Source organism: Haloarcula halophila (assembly GCF_029278565.1).
GTDB lineage: Archaea > Halobacteriota > Halobacteria > Halobacteriales > Haloarculaceae > Haloarcula > Haloarcula halophila.
Window position 1 is genome coordinate 2,966,373 of record NZ_CP119559.1, and the last position, 15,480, is coordinate 2,981,852.

Below are 15,480 nucleotides of genomic sequence, written 5' to 3' on the forward strand. Positions count from 1 at the left end.
AGTGAGTCGTCTCCGTCATCCCCTGGTCTTAGTCGCGTTCGCGGTCGCGCTGACAGCCGGTTGGGTCGCCGTCTCGCTGCTCGGTATCCACCCGAGTACGCTCGCGGAGGTCGCCGTCTCGGGGCTGGCGATCCTCGGTGCCTCGTTCCTCCTGGCCTGGGGCGCCGAGACCGCGGAGAAAGACGTGCCCAGGGGTTTTGCCATCGCAGTTCTCGCCGTGTTGGCTGTCGCGCCCGAATACGCCGTCGACGCACTGTTCGCCTGGAACGCCGGGGCGGGCGGGGCGACGGCCGCCGCCTGTGGAGAGCTCTCGTCGGCGGCGATCGAGGCCGGCGAGACGGAACTCGCCCGGGCCTGTCACGACGCCAACCTGGCCATCGCGAACATGACCGGCGCCAACCGCATCCTGATCGGCCTGGGCTGGTCCGGGATCGCGCTGTTTACGGTCTGGCGCGCCACGACGACCCGCGACTCGGCGGTGATGCGCCGCGACGGGTTCCTGAACGACGCGGTGGAACTGGACACCGACATCTCGACCGAGATCAGCTTCCTGCTGCTGGCGACCGCGTGGGCCTTTCTGGTCCCGCTCGGCGGCGGTATCGGCGGACTCGATACGCTGTTTCTGGTCGGCCTCTACGTCGCCTACATCGGACTGGTGTTGAAATCCGACATCGAACAGTCCGACCACACCGTCGGCGTCCCGAAGTACTTCCAGCAGTGGTCGCTCCCGTGGCGGCCGCTGGCCGTGCTGGCGCTGTTTGGCTACTCGGGCCTGATGATCTTCACCGCGGTCGAACCGTTCGCTCACGGGCTCGAAGAGATCGGACTCGATCTGGGAATCCCCTCCTTTTTCATGATCCAGTGGATCGCGCCGCTGGCCAGTGAGTCGCCCGAACTCATCGTCGTCGCCGTCCTCGTCAACAAGGCCCGGTCGACGGCGGGGTTCAACGCGCTCATCTCCTCGAAGCTCAACCAGTGGACGCTACTGATCGGCACGATCGCGGTCATCTACTCCATCGCGCTGGGTGCCTACGGAACCCTCCCGTTCGACGCCCGACAGTCCGCCGAGATCTGGATCACGGCCGGCCAGTCCTTCTTCGCGCTGGCGCTGTTGGTCAACTTCACGATCAGTCTCCGCGAGGCGCTGGCGCTGTTCGTGCTGTTCATCTCGCAGGTCCTGCTCGAATTCGCGCTGATCCGGGACTACGTGGTCCTGCCCGTCGACAGCTACGAACTGCTGTTGGTCTACACCGGCGTCTACATCGTCGCCGGCGTCGTACTGTTCGCCCTGCGCTGGCAGGCGCTCGTCTATCTCCTCGGGTTAGCCGGCGACGCCGTACGGACGGCCGTCGGTCGCGACCCGGTCCACCTCGACAACGCAGACTGATGCTCGCTATCGTCGTCTCTCGGGCCGACGAAGCCTCCGAACACGTCGGCGAGCAGCTACTGGAGCAAGCCGACTGGACCGAAGCGATCGACGACGACCGACCGGACGCCGACGGCGGCGGCACCGTCTACCGGACCGACGGGGTCGAACTCCGGGAGTTCGACGCCCTCCACCTGGACTTAGACGGGGTCGCCGCCGCGTTCGACGACCCGGACCTGCTCGTGTTCGCCTCCCGGCACGCCGGCGAGACCGACGAACTCCTGACGGCCCACCACACCGGCAACTTCGGGGCCGCGGAGTTCGGCGGCGCCGACGGCGAATTCGCCCGGGCCTGTCCGAACGCACACCGCCGAGTCGTCGAGGCGCTGTCCGAACACGCGCCCGAGGAGTACGCCGTCGGGATGGAGTGTACCCACCACGGCCCGACCGACGTCGGTGTCCCGTCGATGTTCGTCGAGGTCGGGAGCGCCGAGCAGCAGTGGCGCGATCCCGAGGCAGCGCGCGCCGTCGCGCGGGCGATCCTCGACCTCGCCGGCGTCGCCCCCGACGCGCCACGCGAGGACGGGACCCGTCGACAGCTCCTGGGGATCGGCGGCGGCCACTACGCGCCCCGGTTCGAACGCGTCCTCCGGGAGACCGACTGGACGGTCGGGCACATCGCCGCCAACTGGTCGCTGGACGACCTCGCGGCGTGGGCGGACGACGACGAGCAGCGGCGGGCGGTCCTCCGGGACGCGGCCGAGGCAAGCGGGGCGGACTTCGCACTGTTCGAGGGCGAGCGGCCGGAGATCGCGGCCGACCTCGAATCGGTCGGCGTCCGCGTCGTCGAGGAGACGTTCGTCCGTGAGACGACAGGGGTCCCTCTCCAGCGGGTCCACGCGCTCGAAACCGAACTGGTGAGGGTCGAGGATGGACTCCGGTTCGGTGACAGGGCGGGCGAGACCGACGAGTGGTCGGTCGTCGACCTGCCGACGGACCTCCTGACGGCGGCCAGCGGGATCGACCGCGAGGCGACCAGACAGTGCGTCGAACGGTCGACACTCGCCTTCGTGACCGAACAGAACGGCACCGTCGTCACCGGCCCGTTCGCCGTCCCCGTCGAGGCCGGTCGGCGGCCGATCGTCGACGAACTGACAGCTATCTTGGAACGGAAATACGACAGCGTCACGCGCGAAGACGGCGAACTCCGTGCCCGCGAGACAGCGTTCGATCCGTCGCTTGCAGAGACCGCGGGTATCCCCGAAGGGCCGAAGTTCGGACGGCTCGCGGCAGGGGAGCCAGTGGAGGTCGACGGAGAGCAGATATCCCCGGAGCGGTTCCAACGCGAGCGTATACGCCGGTTCGAACTGTAATGTCCAGCTGAAACGGCCCGTCGCCTGCGTCTGCCGAGCGTCCGACACAGGGGGAAAACATAAGACAGTTCGCTTGTAACGGGGATTTAAATATGGATTCGATTATCGACGACGCAATCGACGAGGCCGAGGACGAGGGGTCATCGTCGGCGTCGGAAACGACGGACGGACAAGCAGGGTCAACCGAAGAGATGTCGACTGCCGGACAGATGACCGACGAGGAGTTGGCGTCGGTCGTCAAAGATCTGGAGACGAAGATCACGGTCGTCGGCTGTGGGGGGGCCGGCGGGAACACGGTCACACGGATGACCGAGGAGGGGATCCACGGGGCGAAACTCGTCGCCGCAAACACGGACGCCCAGCACCTCGCGGACGAGGTCGAGGCCGACACGAAGATCCTCATCGGGAAGAAACGCACCGGTGGTCGCGGTGCGGGGTCGGTCCCGAAGATCGGCGAGGAGGCCGCCCAGGAGAACATCGAGGACATCCAGTTGGCCATCGACGGCTCCGATATGGTGTTCGTCACCGCGGGTCTCGGCGGCGGCACCGGGACGGGCGCGGCCCCCGTGGTCGCACAGGCCGCACAGGAAGCCGGCGCGCTCACCATCTCTATCGTGACGATCCCCTTCACCGCCGAAGGGGAGCGCCGGCGGGCCAACGCCGACGCCGGCCTCGAACGGCTCCGCTCTGTCTCGGACACGGTCATCGTCGTCCCGAACGACCGCCTGCTGGACTACGCGCCCAGCATGCCGCTGCAAGACGCGTTCAAGATCTGTGACCGAGTGCTCATGCGTTCGGTCAAGGGGATGACCGAACTCATCACCAAGCCCGGCCTCGTCAACGTCGACTTCGCCGACGTCCGGACCATCATGGAGAACGGCGGCGTCGCGATGATCGGACTGGGCGAGTCCGACTCGGAGAACAAGGCCCAGGACTCCATCAGATCGGCGCTGCGCTCGCCGCTCTTGGACGTCGAGTTCGACGGGGCTAACTCCGCCCTGGTCAACGTCGTCGGCGGTCCAGACATGTCCATCGAGGAGGCCGAGGGCGTCGTCGAGGAGATCTACGACCGGATCGATCCCGACGCCCGGATCATCTGGGGTGCCTCGGTCAACAACGAGTTCGACGGCAAGATGGAGACGATGATCGTCGTCACCGGCGTCGAGAGCCCCCAGATCTACGGTCAGGGCGAGGCCCAGGAGGAACGGGCCTCCCAGGAACTCGGCGAGGACATCGACTACGTCGACTGATAGTGATTATCGTAGCGATGTACCGGGACGACCGCACGCTCTCGTGCAGTCGATCCGGAACAGATCTACGATAATCACTGTGAGCGGCCGACACCACAATATAGAAAAGCCGTCAGTGGGTACGGCTCGCTATGGACGTTCCGTACGACCTCAACTCCTATATCCGTGTACTCAAACTGGCGAGTACACCGGAGTGGGACGAGTTCTCACAGATCGCGAAGATCGCCGGCGCGGGCATCGTGCTGGTGGGACTGATCGGGTTCATCATCTTCGCGGTGATGACCTTCGTCCCCGGTAGCAAGCCGGTGTAACAGATGGGGATCTACGCAGTCAAGACCACGGCCAGCCAGGAACGGACCGTGGCCGACATGATCATCAACCGCGAGGAAGAGAGCATCCACGCCGCGCTGGCGCCGGACTCGCTGACCAGCTACGTCATGGTCGAGGCCGACGACGCGTCGGTGTTCGACCGCATCCTCGACGAGATTCCCCACGCCAACGGCGTGGTCCAGGGCGAGTCCTCGATGGCGGAAGTCGAACACTTCCTCTCGCCGAAACCCGACGTCGAGGGGATCGCCGAGGGCGACATCGTCGAACTCATCGCCGGCCCGTTCAAAGGCGAGAAGGCCCAGGTCCAGCGCATCGACGAGGGCAAAGACCAGGTGACCGTCGAACTGTACGAGGCGACGGTGCCGATTCCGGTGACGGTTCGGGGCGACCAGATCCGAGTGCTGGATAGCGAGGAACGGTAGCCCTCGGACCACGTGAACGGGCGCGGAGCGTCCGTAAACGGACAGTGAGGAGCGCTTCAGCTTCGAGCGACGGAGTCGCGAGAACACAGCGGAGAACGCTAACTGACGCCCTGCAGATCTTGTTCCGGACGCGAGCGAAGCAGTGAGCGAGCCGTCCGGGTTTTTCCTACACTGTTTCAGAACGGCGGGGACCTGACCAGTGCCATCCCCACGATTAATCCGGACTCGTCCCGAACTCGGGATATGACACCCGTGGCGACGAGTCGCTGGCGAGCGCGTCACAGAGGGGCATCCGGATGACGGGCGTCTACGAGCGTGCCCTGGGTGACGCGGCGGCGGATCTGCACCCGAAGGTCCGCGAGCGGTACAGTGTCGGGACCGAGGATGACGCCTGTATCGGGCGCGGCGAGATGGCGATCAGCCGCGCGCTCCACATGGTTCCGGTGTTGTACGGGATGACCGTCGACGACCTACTGTTCCCCGAACAGGGAAGCGACGTTCCGTTTACCGTGACGACCGTCGGGTTCCGGACCGACGGCGGTCACGAGGCGATGACGACGCGGCGGACCTTCGAGTTCGACGGGACGACCCGTCACTTCGATTCCCTGACGGTGTGGGACGACGAGCACGGACGCCTGCTCGATTTCTTGGGCGGCCACGGCCTCGTCGCCTCCGAGTTACGGCCACGGGTCGAGGACGGTACGCTCGTCGTCGAAGGCGGGCGCCAGTGGGCCAGGCTCGGTTCGACGTACGTCCCGCTCCCGGGACCGCTGGCGGCCAGCGTCGAGGTCCGGGACCGTTACGACGAGAGCGACGAGCGGTTCCACGTCGACGCCGTCGTCGAGAACGCGCTGGCCGGGCGCATCCTCAGCTATCGGGGATCGTTCACACAGACCGTCGAGGCACGCGAAACAGTGCCGGAGACGTTACGCCGGCACGGTCTGACCACGCTTCCGCCGCGGTAATTCTCAGTACGACCCGTCGCCGCCTTCGAGGCGGTCGATGACCTCGCCCATGTTGGCCGCGGCCTCGATCGCCTCTTTGACGCTCTCACGGCGGCGAACGTCGCCGGCCGACGCGTCGTAGGCACGGACGTACTCGGCCCGGGAGTGTTCGTCGAACGCGTGTTTGATCGCGAAGTAGCCGTCCGGAATCACGGTGCCACACACCTGGCAGGTGATGCGTTCGTGGTCCGTCGACTGGTGGACGATGAGATCTTCGACGTTGTCGAACTGTCGGTCGTCGCCCTCGATCGCACACTCCCACCGCGTCATTTGGCGGAGACGACGCGAGCCGCTCGTATAAGGGTACTGCCCGTTCCTGATAGCAGGTTGACCGAAAACGACTGACGAATAGAAACCCATAATGTGCCGACGACAGGAGTATTCGACGTGACGAGTGAGGGGTTCAACGTCGACGTGCACGTCAAGGTCCTCGATGAGGGGGTCGTCGAGCGGGCGAAGGCCCGTGGCATGGACGCGATCGTGTACGCACCACACTTCACGCGCTTGTCGGACATCCGTGAGCAAGCGGCTCGCTACTCCGACGACGAACTGGCAGTGATTCCGGGCAGGGAGCTGTTCACCGGAACCTGGCAGCACCGCCGCCACGTCCTGGCGATCGGGCTGGACGAACCCGTGCCGGACTTCATCACGCTGGAAGCGACGATGGAGGAACTACAGCGCCAGAACGCGGCCGTGTTGATCCCTCATCCGACCTTCCTGAACGTCAGCCTCGGGCGCGAGGAGGTGCGGACCTACGCCGACACGATCGACTCGATCGAGGTGTACAACCCCAAACACCTCCCGCACGACAACCGGCGGGCGCGTGAGATCGCCCGCGAGACCGGTATCCAGACGTTCGCCTCGTCGTACGCGCACCTCCGTGGGACCGTCGGCGAGGCCTGGCTGTCGTTCGATCGGGCGGTCGACGACGCCGACGCGCTCGCGAGGGCGTTCCGGGCCGACGCGCCCCGGCGGCTGTTTCACCGGCACGGGCTGAGCCACGTCGCCCAGCGTGCCCTGGAGTTCGCACATCTCGGCTTCGAGAACTCCTGGGGGAAGTTCGACCGGCTGATGCTCCAGGGAACCGAGCCGACCCATCCCGACCACGTCGCCTACGACGGGCGCTTCGACCACTGCAAGGTCTATTAAACGGTATTACGCGATGAGCGCGGTGTTCTCGGCAAGCACCTGTGTGACCTCCGGCGGGAGATACTGCGGGAGCACGTGGACCAGCGCCGCGATTATCAGGAGTTCGATCACGGTGATAGCGACGGTGACCCGCTCGGCCCAGTCACTCGTCGTCGCCACGCCCCAGGGGAAAGCGTACTCCTGATCGGAGAGCGGATAGAAGAGCGCGAGACCGCGTTTCGATCCCAGGTAGTCCAGCACGTAGTGGGTCAGGACGCCGAGCCAGACCCACTGGAGGTTGCCGGCGTGGTAGATCGGGTGTGCCAGGAAGATCGCGAGGACGGGCAAGTTATGCAGAGTCTTCCGGTGGCGACCGAAGGCGGTGTCCACGTCGGGAAACAGCGCTCCCAGCACGACCGGGAGGAACACCTCCGCCATAGTCGCAAAGGTCGAGATGTCGCCCGACGGATCGAGTACGTACCCCAGCCCGATACTCAACAGGACGGCGTTCAGGACGTGGCCGCGTTTGTTCACGGGGAAACCGTTGGAGGGGACGCCGAAAGGTCTTCCTACTGCTCCTCGGTAGCCGCGAGGAGATCCGACAGCGCCTGTCTGGCGATCCGTTCTTTGACCGTCGTCCGGTCGCCGTCGAACTCGTAGCGTGCGGCGCGCACGCCCGACTCGCCAGTCTCCCAGGCAGCGGCGTGTGCGACCGCGATGTAGACCGTCCCGACCGGCGTCTCCGGCGTCCCCCCGCCCGGGCCGGCCACGCCAGTCGTCGCGACGCCCCAGTCGGTCCCGGCGGTGTCTCTGACCGCACGCGCCATCTCCGTGGCGACGGGCTCCGAGACCGCGCCGTGTTCGTCCAGCGTCTCGCGGGCGACCGCCAGGAGGTCCTGTTTCGCGCCGTAGGAGTAGGTGACGACCGATCGGTCGAAGTAATCGCTGGAGCCGGGAACGTCGGTCACCAGCGATCCGACGAGCCCGCCGGTACAGGACTCCGCGACGGCGACTGTCTCGTCACGCTCGCGCAGTCGGTCCCCGACGCGCTCTTCGACCGCTGTCGACGAGTCGGACATGGTCGTCGGTAGGCCCCCGCCCGGAATAAGCGTTGAGCAGGACAGGGTCTTTCAGGTTACAGCACCAAGTGACGGTATGGCATACCGAACGACGCTCGGGTGGTCGCTCGTCTCCTCCGGAGTCGTGACCCTGTTCCTGGCTGTCCTGCCCGGCCCGGACCTCCTCTGGGGCGTGTTGTTGCTGCTGGCCGGCGTCGTGACGCTCGTCGTTCGCTCCTGAGAAGGAAAGACAGACGGCACCGCCCCGACGAGGAGGGGTATGGACTACGAGGAACCGCAGTTCTTTCGGGTCATGCAGTACGCCCGACGGGCCGACCGCGACGTGGTCGACATGGTCTCGGGGAACCCGGACTGGGACCCGCCGGAAGGGATCCGGGACGGCCTCCGCGATTACGCCGAAGCCGACGCGTCGCAGTTCCAGTACGCGCCCAGCGAGGGGCTGGGCCGCCTGCGCGAGCGGATCGCCGCCCGCCGGGACGTCGCTGTCGACCGGGTCGTCGTCACCAACGGGACCGGCGAGGCGAACCACCTCGCGATGCTGGGCGGGCTCGACCACTTCCCCGGCGACGAGGTCGTCCTGACCGACCCGGTCTACCCCTACTATGCCGGCCGCGCGAACTTCCTCGGGGCGACGCCGACGCTGGTGGCAGTCGACGACAGCGGCCACCTCCGTCCGGCCGCAGTCCGCGAGGCCGCCAGCGAGGAGACGGCGGTCATCGTCGTCAACACGCCCAACAACCCCACCGGCGCTGTCTACGGCGCCGACGCGATGGCCGAGTTCGCCGCCATCGCCGAGGAGTACGACGCGCTCCTGGTCAGCGACGAGGTGTACGACCACTTCGACTACGCCGGGCGGTTCAGTTCCGGGCTAGCGACCGGTTCGCCCAACGTCGTCGCCACCAACGGCTTCTCGAAGTCGATGGCGATCACCGGGTTCCGTGTCGGGTACGCCGTCTTCCCGCCGGCGGACGGTCCGACGGGCGAGTTGCTGGAGCGGGCCAGAACGCGACACATGCTCACGAACATCACGACGAGTCGGCCCGCCCAGTACGCCGTCGAGCGGGCGCTGGCGACGACGCCGCCGGACTACTACGCCCGGTGTCGGGACCGACTGGCTACCCGTGTGGAGACGCTCTGTAGCGCACTCGACGACGTGGGAGCCGACTACAACCGCCCCGAGGGCGGCTTCTACGTGATGGCGCGGTTCCCGTCGTTCCCCGGGAGCTTCGAGAACGTCTACGAACTGATCGACGAGGGTGGCGTCGCGGGGATGCCCGGCGAGGCGTTCGGGAGTGCCAGTGCGGGCGCGATCCGCTTTGCCCTGGTGACACCACGGGTCGAGACGGCGGCCGAACGGTTGCGGCGCTTTTTCGCCTGACTCGGCGGTCGCTGTACCCAGTCGGAACGATTTTGCCCTTCCGGGCAGGATCAGCGGTTATGAGTAGTTACGATGGCAGCACCACCGGGGGCGCGACTACCACACGGTCGGTGTCTGCCGACGTCGTCGTCGTCGGCGCCGGAACCTCGGGTTGTTACGCCGCGGCGACAGTCGCCCGGGCTGGATACGACGTGGTGATCGTCGAGCGCAAGGACGAGCAGGAGGCGGGCCACATCGCCTGTGGCGACGCGCTGAAAGGCGCCAGCGACTTCCCCGAAGCGATCCCGAAGTCCCAACTCGAACCGGCGTTTACGAACACCGGCGTCGACCACGGCCGCTTCGAGATCCCCCAGGAGGACACCGTCCTGGAGATCCCCGTGCCCGGCGAACTGGCCGTCATCGACCGCTGGGAGTACGGCCGCTGTCTCATCGAGGGCGCCGAGCAGGCCGGCGTCGAGTTCCACTACGACACCGTCGTCCAGAACGTCCGCCAGGACGAGGACGGGCGTGTGACCGGCGTCACCGGCATCCGGAAGGGCGATCCGGTCACCTACGACGCCGAGATGGTCGTCGACGCCGCCGGCGCGCTCTCGATCCTCCAGGACAAGACCGACCTCGAAGACGCCACCTTCGATACGAACGTCCAGTACTCGCAGTTCTGTTCCGCCTACCGGGAGATCATCGAGGTCGACGAGCCCGTCGAGTGGGACGACGCCCTGGTGTTCAAACCCACCGAGCGCTCGGCGGGCTATCTCTGGTACTTCCCGCGGACGGACACGGAGATCAACGCCGGCCTGGGCTTCCAGATGAACGAGGAACCGATGGAACTCGTCGACAGCCTCAAACGTGACCTGGACCGCCGCGAGGAGTTCGACGGCGCGAAAGTCACCGACAAACTCGGCGCCGCACTCCCGACCCGACGGCCGTACGACTCGGCGGTCGCGCCCGGGTTCATGGCCGTCGGCGACGCCGCGGGCCACGTCAACCCCACGACCGGCGGGGGGATCGCCGGTGCGGCCTACGCCGGCACCTACGCCGCCGAGCAGGCCATCGAGGCGATCGAGGACGGCCGGACCGGCGAGGAGGCCGCTCTCTGGGAGTACAACGTCAACGTGATGGACCACTTCGGTTCGCGGTACGCGGCCCTGGACGTCTACAACATCTTCACGACCGCCTACGACATCGACGACCTGATGGCGCTGTTGGCCGCGATGCCCGGCGAGAAACTCGCCGAGGCGCTGTACGGCGGGTCGACGAGTGTCGGCCTCGGGCTGAAGCTGAAGATGGCGGTCAACAGCGTCGGCCACTGGGGGACGATCTACGACCTCTACCAGACCAAGCAACTGGCCGACCGCCTGCTGGACCACTACGAGGACTACCCCGAGGACCGCGCCGGCTTCGAGCAGTGGCAGCGCGAACGCGACGCGATCATGGACGACATCTACGAGGTCACCGGCGCCGAACCGAAGTACTGAGTGCGGCGACTACACCGGATTCTCGCCGAGCCGTTCGATCGTGCCCGCGAGCACGTCGACACCGATCGCCAGCGACCGTTCGTCCACGTCGAACGTCGGCGTGTGGTGGCCGCCCGGATGGTCGGTGCCGATGCCCACGAACGACGCCAGGCCCCCCTGTGACTGGACCCGGTTCATCAGGTAGGTCGCGTCCTCGCTCCCGCCCAGGTCGTCGCTGTCCAGTCGGCTATCGACGCCCGCGACGTCGCCGGCCACCTCCGAGACGACCGCCGCGAGATCGGCGTCGCTCTCGGCGCTCGGGGCCTCGGCGGTGGTCTCGACGGCTCCCTCGCAGTCGTGCATCGTCGCGGCGGACTCGATGACCGTATCCGCCCGCTCGCTCATGTACTCTTTCAGTTCGGTCGTCTCGCCCCGGACCTCCCCCTCCATGTGAGCCCGTTCGGCCACGATGTTCGTCGCCGTCCCACCCTCGACGACGCCGGCGTTGACCCGCGTAGCGCCGTCGCCGTGGCGCCGGATCGCGTGGAGGTTCTGGACGGCCGTCGCCAGCGCCTGGATAGCGTCCCGTCCCTGTGCCGGGTGCCCGCCCGCGTGCGCCGACTCGCCTTCGAAGGTCGCCTCGAACTGCCGGACCGCGAGAAAGCCATCGACGCCGGCGACGATTTCGCCCGTCGGGTGGTCCAGCCCGATGTGGATCGCCAGCAGGTGGTCCAGGTCGTCGAGGTGCCCGCCCTCGGCGACTGCCCGGCCGCCGCCGATGACTTCCTCGGCGGGCTGGAAGAAGACTTTCAACGTCCCCTGGAAGTCGCTTTCGGCGACGGCTTCGAGGACGCCGACGCCGATAGTCGCGTGGGCGTCGTGACCGCAGGCGTGCATGTATCCCTCGTTCTCCGAGCGGAACGCGCCGCTGGCGGGTGCGTGGTCAGAGCCCGTCGATTCGGTGATGGGCAAGGCGTCGATGTCGACCCGGAGGCCGACCGTCGGTCCCTCGCCGCGGTCGAGGACGGCCATCGCCCCCGTGAGTCCGCCGCGGGTCCGTTCCAGCACGTCGGAACGCGCACCTGCGTCCCTCGCGCGGTCGTGCCAGGCGTCGAGTTCGTCGTCGTCGGGGACCGCCATCCGGGCGTCGGCGTCCAGAACCTCCGGGCCGACGAGCAGGTCGTCGACACCGATCCGTTCCAGTTCCGCGACGATGCGGCTGGTGGTGTAATACTCCCGCCAGGCGGGTTCGGGATAGCGATGCAGGTCCCGTCGCAGTTCGACCAGACGGTCGCGGCTGGACTGCTCCATAGAGGGGGCGACGGCCCCCAGTGTCTTATGCTCCGCTACCGACCTGCGTGCGCTGTTCGACGCCGGCCTCGACGCGGACGCCGCCCGGGAACGATCGCTGGGCCACTGAGCGGGCGAACTCCTCGTAGCCGACGATCTCGATGGTCCGGGTGTAGACTGTGTAGTGCCAGGACTCGAACCGGCCGCCGTCGGGACCGAGCGTCTTGGACTGGGGGACCCGGAGATCCGTCGGTGGCTTCGGATGCGGTCCTTTCAGTTCGACGCCCTTGCGCTCGGCGCGCTGTTTGATCTCCGTGACTGTCTCGTCGAGTTGGTCGTGATTCCCGCTCGTGAGCGTGAGTGTCGTGACGAAAGGCATCTCTTGGTCGTCTCTTGACGACAGTCGGCAAAATACCCGTGGTTTCGGCTGGCCGGCCCGTCTGTCCCAGCGACGTACTAGATCGAGGATGGAACCAGACCAATCGCCTCCGAGGCCCCGCTGTCTCCGGTATTCTCTTAAGTATCGGTCGTGTAAATCTGGGTAATGATAGAGGCCACGAGCGCGGGAGCGATCCTCTTTCGCGATACGCGTGGCCGGCGTGAGTACCTCCTGCTCAAGAGTCGGCCAGGTGATTGGGAGTTCCCCAAAGGCGGTGTCGAAGGCGACGAAGAACTGCAACAGACGGCGATCCGCGAGGTCAAGGAGGAAGCCGGGATCAGCGATTTCCGGTTGCTCGACGGGTTCCGCGAGGACTACGACTACGTCTTCGAGGCGGACGGTAACACCATCCACAAGACGGTCCACCTGTTCGTCGCGAAGTCCTACGAAGCGTCCGCGGAACTGTCGAACGAACACCGTGACATGCAGTGGCGTGACTACGACCAGGCGATCAACACGGTCACGCAGGACGGCCCCCGCGAGATCCTCGAAGAGGCACACGAGTTCCTCGACGAGGAACTAGAGGAGTAACCCGCCAGTCACTCCGGCCAGAGCCGCGCTGCTCTCGAGAGTGGCTGGTAAACTGGAAACAAAAGCACTCCGGTGAGTGACTACAGCGCCGCGACGACAGGAGCCCCTGCACCGGCGGCGCCGCCGAGTCCCAGCGCGAAGCTCCCGAGGACGGCGGCGACGATGAGCAGGATCGGGAGGAGGACGACGATCGCGATAGCGATCTTCCCGCCCGTCTCGCCGCCCAACTCGACGGCGATGATCCCGATGATCCCGGCGAGGATGACGCCCCACGCCTCCCAGGCACCCTGCTCGGCGGCCGTCCCGTTGTTCGACTTGATGTAGAAGTAGATCGGGACCGCCAGTCCGATCGGGAAGGAGATGATGGCGACGATCACTGCCGCGATCCACTGAATCGTTGTGTACTGATCGAAGGTACCTTGTCCTGACATGGGTTCACTCTGGAAGCCTTCTGGGGAGCAAATAATAGTTTGCATACGTGTTCCCGGTTACATACTGGAACGGCACACGGGACCAAACGAGCGGCCCCCCAGTCGAGCAGCCAGGCAGTCAGCTATTTGAGGCGGCGGCGGCCTACTGCGGATGTGGACCGTCCCGATTCCGAGTTCGTGTTCGAACTCGCCGTCTGTCAGTGGGCCGAGCGGGACTGGCAGCCAACACACGAGGGCGATGCGGTACTCGTCGCACGACAGCTCGGGACGAAACGCCGGCGATGGGACAGTATCGTTCTGGAATGTGATACGACTGGCCTCCGCCGACGGGCGGCCTTCGGTCCCGACGCGTTCGACACCGATCACCTGCACGTCCTCCGGAACGCGCCGGCGGCGTGGACGTACTACCGGGACGCCCTGCCGGACCCCGGCTACCCCTGGCGGTACGTGAGGGAATCGATCCACGAGCTGGCCGATCGGGACGCGCTGGAGACGCGCAAGCGGGGAAACCGGATCGAGATTCGCCGGAAAGCACCCTATCCCGACTGGGTAAACCGGATCGTCGCAATCGAGAACAAGCCGGACCTCGACGCCAGCGCGGCCCGGAATCTGGTTCCCCAACTGGAGCGGGACGTGGCGCTGGGACTGGCCGACGAGGTGTGGGTCGCCACGGCGGCGACCGGCGACGACGTCGAGCCGGTGTTGTTGACAGATATGCCCGCCGAGGCCGGCGTGTTGACCGTCGACACCGACGCCGGAACGGCCGAGCGGGTCTGGCAGCCCCGGACGCTTTCGCCAGACGAACCGGGGACCCGGATTCTCGAACGGCCCGACGACGGAGCCAGCGGCGCTCGCTTCGAGTACGTCGATGCGGAGTGGAAACGGGAGAAGCGGCTGGCCATCGCCGAGCGAGGCTACGAACGGGGCTGGCGTGCCTACGCGTCGACGATGCGGCCGGACTGCCGACATTTCCGGCTCGATCGAGCCCAGAGCGGCGTCTTCCCGTACTGTGACGCGAAAACGTGTCGCCCGACCCAGGGGGAGTGTCGTGGCTCGTGTCCGGCCTTCGAACCGGAACCGCCCGCCTGGCGGTCGAAGGGCTGGCCCGTCGAGGGCGGGCCGGGCGCGGCGATCAAACGGCTGCTGGACGATCGGCGACGACGACAGCGACCCGCACTGCCGGGCGAGCGGTGACCCGGCTCACGCCTCGGCCAGTTCGATGTCGAGGTTCTCCCGGGCGACCGCGAGCCGGAACGTCGGGACCGTCTTCTGGATCGTCTCGACGATTCCCTTGTCGGCGAGACTGCGTAACGCCGAGCGAACGTCGTCGACCTCGGGGTCCTCGCCGGCCTCGCGCAGCGCGTGGAGGACGGCGACGACGCTCTGGCTCTCCTCGTCCGGGGCCGCGATCACGTCGACGACGGCCTGCTGCAGCGGTGTCACCGTGATCGTCTGGACACGTTCCGAATCTTCACCGTCGATGAGTGCGGTCGCCTCCGGCGTCGCACAGATGAGGCTGTCGTCGTTGCGGTAGTAGTACTCCTTCAGTTCCGACTCCAGATACTGGTGGACCTCGCTCCCGCTGTCCATGTCCCACAGTTCCTGTAGTTCGCCGTTTTTCGTCGGCTGGCGCTCGACGATGTCGGCGAGTCGCTGGCGGGCCTCGTCCGAGAGGGTCATCACCTCCGTCTAACGCCAGGGGTGTAACAAGCGTTCTGGAGTCACGTAGCCGGTGCCCTGCTGGGTGTCCTGGCCGTGGTGGCTGTGATCTCGCACACCGATCTCCCGCTGTGGGCGGTCCTGCTGCCGGAGAACGCGATCGTCCCGCTGGGTGCGTTCGTGTTCGGCATCGCAATCGCGCTCCTGGGCGGTATCTACCCCGCGTATCGGGCCGCCTGGGAGCCCACGGTCGACGCGCTGTGGAGTTGACCGGATCGCTTTTGCCCTGGGAACTCCCCACCTCCTGCTGTGAGGCCGCCCGCAGACGATTACGGGACTGCGACTC

Annotated in this window: 20 protein-coding genes; 13 read left to right on the plus strand and 7 right to left on the minus strand. The window is 66.6% G+C overall.

Annotated features, from left to right (window positions below):
- The first annotated feature begins 1 nt into the window (after position 1).
- The 6 genes from P0204_RS15645 (at position 2) to P0204_RS15670 (ending at position 5,706) form a co-directional block, all read left to right on the plus strand.
- A complete protein-coding gene (locus tag P0204_RS15645; protein WP_276220674.1) occupies positions 2 to 1,387 on the plus strand; it encodes a sodium:calcium antiporter in 1,386 nt (461 codons plus the stop codon).
- Positions 1,387 to 2,739 carry a D-aminoacyl-tRNA deacylase gene (locus tag P0204_RS15650; RefSeq protein ID WP_276220675.1) on the plus strand — a complete coding sequence of 451 codons (1,353 nt, stop codon included), beginning with the start codon at positions 1,387 to 1,389 and terminating at the stop codon, positions 2,737 to 2,739. Before P0204_RS15645 ends, P0204_RS15650 begins: the two co-directional genes overlap by 1 nt.
- A 92-nt stretch (positions 2,740 to 2,831) precedes the next feature.
- Complete coding sequence (ftsZ, locus tag P0204_RS15655) at positions 2,832 to 3,989, plus strand: cell division protein FtsZ (RefSeq protein WP_276220677.1); 1,158 nt, start codon at positions 2,832 to 2,834, stop codon at positions 3,987 to 3,989.
- A gap of 131 nt (positions 3,990 to 4,120) precedes the next feature.
- The gene (locus P0204_RS15660; RefSeq protein WP_276220679.1) at positions 4,121 to 4,300 is read left to right on the plus strand and encodes a protein translocase SEC61 complex subunit gamma; all 180 of its coding nucleotides are present in this window, start codon (positions 4,121 to 4,123) and stop codon (positions 4,298 to 4,300) included.
- Between the two features lie 3 nt (positions 4,301 to 4,303).
- The gene (locus P0204_RS15665) at positions 4,304 to 4,741 is read left to right on the plus strand and encodes a transcription elongation factor Spt5 (RefSeq protein WP_276220680.1); all 438 of its coding nucleotides are present in this window, start codon (positions 4,304 to 4,306) and stop codon (positions 4,739 to 4,741) included.
- A gap of 296 nt (positions 4,742 to 5,037) precedes the next feature.
- A complete protein-coding gene (locus tag P0204_RS15670; protein ID WP_276220682.1) occupies positions 5,038 to 5,706 on the plus strand; it encodes a DUF4166 domain-containing protein in 669 nt (222 codons plus the stop codon).
- Between the two features lie 3 nt (positions 5,707 to 5,709).
- Here P0204_RS15670 and P0204_RS15675 read toward each other — a convergent pair whose 3' ends face one another.
- A complete protein-coding gene (locus tag P0204_RS15675; RefSeq protein ID WP_276220684.1) occupies positions 5,710 to 6,015 on the minus strand; it encodes a DUF7565 family protein in 306 nt (101 codons plus the stop codon).
- 117 nt (positions 6,016 to 6,132) lie between these two features.
- Between P0204_RS15675 and P0204_RS15680 the strand changes: the two genes are divergently transcribed.
- The gene (locus P0204_RS15680; RefSeq protein ID WP_276220685.1) at positions 6,133 to 6,894 is read left to right on the plus strand and encodes a PHP-associated domain-containing protein; all 762 of its coding nucleotides are present in this window, start codon (positions 6,133 to 6,135) and stop codon (positions 6,892 to 6,894) included.
- A 6-nt stretch (positions 6,895 to 6,900) separates the two neighbouring features.
- Here P0204_RS15680 and P0204_RS15685 read toward each other — a convergent pair whose 3' ends face one another.
- Positions 6,901 to 7,407, minus strand: coding sequence for a metal-dependent hydrolase (locus tag P0204_RS15685; protein WP_276220687.1), 507 nt, complete (start codon positions 7,405 to 7,407; stop codon positions 6,901 to 6,903).
- A gap of 35 nt (positions 7,408 to 7,442) precedes the next feature.
- Complete coding sequence (locus P0204_RS15690; RefSeq protein ID WP_276220689.1) at positions 7,443 to 7,952, minus strand: CinA family protein; 510 nt, start codon at positions 7,950 to 7,952, stop codon at positions 7,443 to 7,445.
- Positions 7,953 to 8,028: 76 nt separating this feature from the next.
- Here P0204_RS15690 and P0204_RS15695 point away from each other — a divergent pair, with 76 nt between their 5' ends.
- From P0204_RS15695 to P0204_RS15705, 3 genes are read left to right on the plus strand one after another with little or no spacing between them, the layout of a single operon-like run.
- The gene (locus tag P0204_RS15695; protein ID WP_276220691.1) at positions 8,029 to 8,172 is read left to right on the plus strand and encodes a hypothetical protein; all 144 of its coding nucleotides are present in this window, start codon (positions 8,029 to 8,031) and stop codon (positions 8,170 to 8,172) included.
- A gap of 39 nt (positions 8,173 to 8,211) precedes the next feature.
- The gene (locus P0204_RS15700; protein WP_276220692.1) at positions 8,212 to 9,330 is read left to right on the plus strand and encodes a pyridoxal phosphate-dependent aminotransferase; all 1,119 of its coding nucleotides are present in this window, start codon (positions 8,212 to 8,214) and stop codon (positions 9,328 to 9,330) included.
- 59 nt (positions 9,331 to 9,389) lie between these two features.
- Complete coding sequence (locus P0204_RS15705) at positions 9,390 to 10,805, plus strand: geranylgeranyl reductase family protein (protein ID WP_276220693.1); 1,416 nt, start codon at positions 9,390 to 9,392, stop codon at positions 10,803 to 10,805.
- A 9-nt stretch (positions 10,806 to 10,814) separates the two neighbouring features.
- On the opposite strand, the gene P0204_RS15710 is transcribed toward P0204_RS15705, so the two are convergent.
- Positions 10,815 to 12,095 carry an amidohydrolase gene (locus P0204_RS15710; protein WP_276220695.1) on the minus strand — a complete coding sequence of 427 codons (1,281 nt, stop codon included), beginning with the start codon at positions 12,093 to 12,095 and terminating at the stop codon, positions 10,815 to 10,817.
- A 25-nt stretch (positions 12,096 to 12,120) separates the two neighbouring features.
- Positions 12,121 to 12,453, minus strand: a complete 333-nt coding sequence (locus P0204_RS15715; protein ID WP_276220697.1) for an uS10/mL48 family ribosomal protein — start codon at positions 12,451 to 12,453, stop codon at positions 12,121 to 12,123.
- Between the two features lie 165 nt (positions 12,454 to 12,618).
- Here P0204_RS15715 and P0204_RS15720 point away from each other — a divergent pair, with 165 nt between their 5' ends.
- A complete protein-coding gene (locus P0204_RS15720; RefSeq protein ID WP_276220699.1) occupies positions 12,619 to 13,044 on the plus strand; it encodes a bis(5'-nucleosyl)-tetraphosphatase in 426 nt (141 codons plus the stop codon).
- 80 nt (positions 13,045 to 13,124) lie between these two features.
- Here the strand turns inward: P0204_RS15720 and P0204_RS15725 are convergent, their stop codons facing one another.
- Positions 13,125 to 13,475, minus strand: a complete 351-nt coding sequence (locus P0204_RS15725; RefSeq protein ID WP_276220701.1) for a hypothetical protein — start codon at positions 13,473 to 13,475, stop codon at positions 13,125 to 13,127.
- A gap of 153 nt (positions 13,476 to 13,628) precedes the next feature.
- Between P0204_RS15725 and P0204_RS15730 the strand changes: the two genes are divergently transcribed.
- Positions 13,629 to 14,669, plus strand: coding sequence for a DUF5787 family protein (locus tag P0204_RS15730; RefSeq protein WP_276220702.1), 1,041 nt, complete (start codon positions 13,629 to 13,631; stop codon positions 14,667 to 14,669).
- A 6-nt stretch (positions 14,670 to 14,675) separates the two neighbouring features.
- Here P0204_RS15730 and P0204_RS15735 read toward each other — a convergent pair whose 3' ends face one another.
- Positions 14,676 to 15,155 (minus strand): DUF5797 family protein, encoded by a 480-nt coding sequence (locus tag P0204_RS15735; RefSeq protein ID WP_276220704.1) that lies wholly within the window; start codon positions 15,153 to 15,155, stop codon positions 14,676 to 14,678.
- 78 nt (positions 15,156 to 15,233) lie between these two features.
- Between P0204_RS15735 and P0204_RS15740 the strand changes: the two genes are divergently transcribed.
- Positions 15,234 to 15,404, plus strand: coding sequence for a hypothetical protein (locus P0204_RS15740; RefSeq protein WP_276220706.1), 171 nt, complete (start codon positions 15,234 to 15,236; stop codon positions 15,402 to 15,404).
- The last annotated feature ends 76 nt before the right edge of the window (positions 15,405 to 15,480 follow it).